Origin of the sequence: Aquimarina megaterium XH134, from assembly GCF_000520975.1 — a bacterium.
Classification (GTDB): domain Bacteria; phylum Bacteroidota; class Bacteroidia; order Flavobacteriales; family Flavobacteriaceae; genus Aquimarina; species Aquimarina megaterium.
Map to the genome: position 1 here is coordinate 1 of NZ_JACB01000104.1, position 5639 is coordinate 5639.

The following is a 5639-nucleotide window of genomic DNA, read 5'->3' on the forward strand; positions in this document are numbered from 1 at the left end:
TACACATAGAAGTAGCCATAAGAGATATATTTATACATGCTCGGTTGTCTGATTTAGCAGTTCATATATCAGAACAGAAATCAGGAGTTTTATTACCGGCAATTGCTCCTCAAAAGAGATCAGAACATATTCCTTTATCCTATAGCCAGGAACGTTTATGGTTTTTGGATGAATTAGAAGGTAGTATAGCATATCATATGCCAGTAGTTTTACGTTTGGAAGGAGCTTTGGATATTGATGTGTTGGAGCAATCTTTTAGAGGAATTATATCAAGACACGAGGTACTACGAACAATGATTTATTCTGAAGAAGGAGTAGGTTATCAAAAAGTGATTTCGGATGATAACTGGAGATTAGAAAAAGACATAATAGAAGATAAAAAACATATTGATGAAACGATAGCTGCTTTTATAAAAATGCCTTTCGATTTATCAAAAGATTATAAGTTTAGGGCTTGTGTATATGATTTAGGAGCAGATGGGTACTTATTAGTTGGAGTATTGCATCATATTGCCAGCGATGGTTGGTCAGAAGGAGTATTCGTAAACGAGTTTAAAGAATTATATAGTGCTTTATACAAGGGACGCACACCAATCTTGCCAGAATTACCTTTGCAATATTCGGATTATGCTATCTGGCAACGTGATTATATAAAAGGAGAAGTTTTAGAAAATGAATTATCCTATTGGGATCAAAAGTTACAAGGAGTTACTCCTCTAACATTACCTACAGATTATGCACGCCCCTCTGTGCAAAGTACAGAAGGAGCTACAATAGATTTTCAACTTAATAAAGAGTTAGGAGATACTTTAGAAACATTGTGTCAGCAAGAAGGTGTTACCATGTTCATGATGTTATTATCAGCTTTTAAAGTTCTACTGCATAAGTATAGCAATCAAGAGGATATTTGTGTAGGTAGCCCAATAGCAAATCGTACTCAATCCGAGTTGGAAGGAATTATTGGTTTTTTTGTTAATACTTTGGCATTACGTACCGATGTAAGTGGTAATCCTGACTTTAAAGAGTTGTTACATAAAGTGAAAGAAACAACTTTAGAAGGATATGATCATCAGTTAACTCCTTTTGAGAAGGTCGTAGATAGAGTTGTGAATACTCGTGATATGAGTATTACCCCATTGTTTCAGGTATTATTTGTGCTACAGAATACTCCAGAGATTCATGGCGAAATGCTAGAAATGCAAGATGTATCTATAACTAATTATGAGTTTGGTAATACCACTTCCAAATTCGATTTAACCCTTAATGTACTAGAAAATCAAACAGGTATTTTATTAACGATGGAATACTGCACTGCGTTGTTTGATAGAACTACAATAGAGCAGATGTTGATACATTACAAGGAGTTGCTTGTTAATATTACAAAGAATATAGAAACACCTATACATGCATTATCCATTATAACAGAACAAGAGCAGGATAAATTATTGTATACTTTTAATAATGGTATCTGTAAGTATCCTAAAAATAAAACTATAGTTGACTTGTTTACAGCTCAGGCTCAAAAAACTCCTGATGCGATTGCTGTAGTTTGTGAGGGGCAGAAGCTGACTTATAAAGATTTGGACGAACAATCTAATCAATTGAGCCATTATCTAATCGAAAAAGGAGTGCAACCCGAAGAGCTAATAGGTATTTGTATGAATCGATCTTTAGATATGATAACTGGTATTTTTGGAATATTAAAAGCAGGTGGTGCTTATGTTCCTATTGATCCGGATTATCCCCAAAACAGAATCGAGTATATGATAAAAGATTCTGAGGCTAATTTAGTATTAAGTAGCTCTGATATAGCATCTGTTTTTGAAGAAATAAAAGGGGTAAATGTCGTATTTCTAGATAAAGAACGGGACTGTATCAATAACAAGTCAACTCATCCGGCAAATAGGCAGTTGAATCCTAATGGATTGGCCTATGTGATTTATACTTCTGGTAGTACAGGAAAACCCAAAGGAGTTTTAATAACCCATACTAATGTGGTGCGATTATTCGAACACGAATCTCCTTTGTACGATTTTAATTCTGATGATGTTTGGACACTGTTTCATTCGTTTTGTTTTGATTTCTCGGTATGGGAAATGTATGGGGCATTGTTTTACGGAGGGCGTTTGGTAATCGTCCCCAAAATGGTGACCAAAGACGCAATTTCTTTCAAGAAATTATTGATAGAAGAAAAAGTCACAGTTTTAAATCAGACCCCCGGAGCATTCTACGTACTTCAGGAGGAATTACTGCAGGGAAATGAACAAATATCATTGAGGTATGTAATTTTTGGAGGAGAAGCTTTAAATCCTAGTTATTTATCTAAATGGAAACGTACTTATCCAGCCTGTAAATTGATAAATATGTATGGAATTACTGAAACTACCGTACATGTTACTTACAAAGAAATTGAAGAAGCAGATACACTTAGTTCAACAAGTACTATTGGAGCTGCAATTCCTACATTAAGTTGTCATATACTTGATGAGCATTTAAATCTGGTACCTATTGGGGTAGTGGGTGAACTTTGTATCGGTGGTGCAGGAGTAGCTAGAGGGTACCTCAATAGAGAAGAGTTAACATCAGAACGATTTATTCCTGATCCTTTTAGTACAGAGAAAGAAGCCCGATTATATAAATCTGGTGATTTAGGAAGATGGTTACCCAATGGAACGATTGAATATATAGGTAGAAAAGATGCTCAGGTAAAGATAAGAGGATATCGAATAGAACTCGGCGAAATCGAGAATGTATTATCATTATTAGAATCTGTAAAACAATGCTGCATTCTGGCCAAAGAGGATATTAACGCAAATAGACGCTTGATTGCTTATGTTATTATTGCAGGGGATTTTGATAAACAAAAGATACAAGATGAGTTGGGACAAAAGTTACCAGACTATATGGTTCCTCAAATATGGGTGGTCTTAGATGAAATGCCATTGACAAGTAATGGTAAGATCGATAAAAAATCGTTGCCAGAACCAAATACTAGTCAATTATCTACACAAGAATATGTTGCACCACATACCCAAACAGAAAAACAGTTAGCCCAGATATGGGAAGAACTGCTAGGAATAGAAAAAGTTGGTGTATATGATAATTTCTTTGAGGTTGGAGGAGATTCTATTATTTCTATTCGATTGATTTCTAAAATCAATGAAAGTTTTAGTCGACAGACGCAACTGCAAGATCTTTTTAAACATAGTACCATCAAGAGTTTTTCAGACACTGTATTAGAGAATGACTATCAGAACGATACATTTGAAATTTTATATAAAACTGTTGAGACAGAAATATCCGAATTGAATTCTACAGTACAGAATGAAATGAAATCTTCTGATTTAATAGAAGATCTGTATCCCATGAGCGATGTTCAACAAGGAATGATCTTAGAATCTTTATTAGATCCCTCTCTTGCCATTTTTCACGACCAGATGGTGTTTCCTATCAAAGATTCTTCTTTTGATATTGATTTGTTTCGAGAAGCTATCGTATTACTGGTAAAAAAGCATTCTATATTTCGTACTAATTTTAACTTTTCTGATTACGATCAACCTATTCAGATTGTAAATAAAACTGCTCCTGTAGAAGTGTTGTTTGAAGACTTAAGCGCACTAGATAGACCAGTACAGGAAAAAACAATTGAAAACTTTCTTGAATCAGAAAGAAAAATTCCTTTTGATATTAAAGGAGGGGCTCTCTATCGTTTTAAGGTATTAACAATCGATGATTCTAATTTGTTATTTATATACCAATTTCATCATGCTATTATGGATGGGTGGAGTGTTGCTTCCTTCGTAACAGAATTGTATAGAACTTATTTTGAACTTAAAAAGAATACAAATTACATTCCTTCTGCCATAGAGTGCAGTCAGCGAGAATATATAATCAGAGAGTTAGTTGCCAAAAAAGATACTGATGCCATTTCTTTTTGGAAGGAAAAATTATCAGAATATAAGTACTTAGATGTTTTTTCGGATAGTAAACAACCGACGCAGTATTTTACCAAACAGTATGATTTATCCTATCTGGAAAACGTACATACCCAATGTAAGAAGAATAGAATATCATTGAAATCCTTGTTTTTTGGAGCATATGTATATGCTTTAAAAATGTTGACTCATGAAGATGAACTAACTGTTGGTTTGGTTGGTAATAATCGTCCTCAGATTATGGATGGAGATAAAGTATTAGGGTGTTTTTTAAATACGTTACCTGTTAAATACACTGCACAATCAGAAAAAAATTGGCTGTCATATTTTGAAAACATAACAAAGATTCTTAATGAAATAAATCTATACAGCCATTTAACCTTTTTTGAGATTAAGCGTCATTTAGGATTGAAGAAAGAAGATCTTGTTTTTGATACCCTATTTAATTTTATCGATTTTCATGTGTACAATGAGATTTTTGAAAAAGATGCATCACCAGATAGTTTGATAAGAGATGAAGATGATAAAAAAGGATTAAAAGTTAAATCTTTTGAGAGAACTAATTCTAGTTTAAACCTAACCGTAAATTTAACAGGAGGTAGAGGAGTAGAATTTTCATATGAACTACATAATAGTTTTAAATCCGGAATTTCCCTGGAGCGTTTCCATGCTTTTATAAATAATGTTCTGAACTGTTTTTGCGATAAAGCTGAAGAACCAATAGATAACGCAGCACTTTTATCTAACTCAGAACAGCAGAAATTACTTCAAGATTTTAATGATACCCAAATAGCTTATCCAAAGGATAAAACAGCTATTGATTTGTTTAGAAAACAGGTAGAAGAAACACCAAATGGTATTGCTGTTGTTTTTGAAGGAGAAACGTTGACATATAAGGAGTTAGATGATCGTTCTAATCAACTTGCAAATTATATTCTTTCAAATTATACTATTGAAAAAGAGAATTTAATAGGGATAATGTTGAACCGAAGTGATCAATTGATTATTTCGATACTAGCTATCTTGAAAACCGGATGTGCCTATGTTCCTATTGATACTAATTATCCAGAGGAACGAAAAGAATATATAAAGAAGGATAGTGAATGTGTCTTAATTGTTGATCAGGCAGTATTGCATTCTTTCAAAGAAAATCAGGATAAATATTCAGAAAATTTTTCAACCATAACTATCGAACCGGATTGTTTAGCCTATGTTATTTATACTTCGGGATCTACAGGGAAACCTAAAGGGGTTATGGTAGAACATCAAAATTTGGTTCATTTATGTTTCTGGCATAAAGATGCATATAATGTTACTTTGGAAAGTAAAAGTACATTGTTTTCGAGTATTGGTTTTGATGCTTCTGTCTGGGAAATTTACCCATACTTACTTTTTGGAGGTAGTTTATATCCTATTTCTGAAGAAGTTAGATATGATTTGGATCAGTTGCCGAAATTTTTGAATGACCATAAAATCACACATAGCTATATCCCTACTTCATTATGTCAGAGTTTTATAGATCAAGAAGTTTCATTACCACATACAACTGTTTTGACAGGTGGGGATACATTGCATTTAAATAAACCAACAGATATTACTCTTTATAATAATTATGGCCCTACAGAAGCCACAGTAGTAGCAACTTATTATAAAGTAGCTGATATCCAGGGTAATCAAAGAATTCCAATCGGAGTTCCGATTTCC

The 5639-nt window shown here is 33.4% G+C and carries 1 protein-coding gene; it reads left to right on the plus strand.

Annotation, left to right across the window (positions count from 1 at the left end; translation table 11 throughout):
• On the plus strand, positions 1-5639 hold a 5639-nt coding region (locus Z053_RS0127205; protein ID WP_025668127.1), incomplete at both ends, for a non-ribosomal peptide synthetase.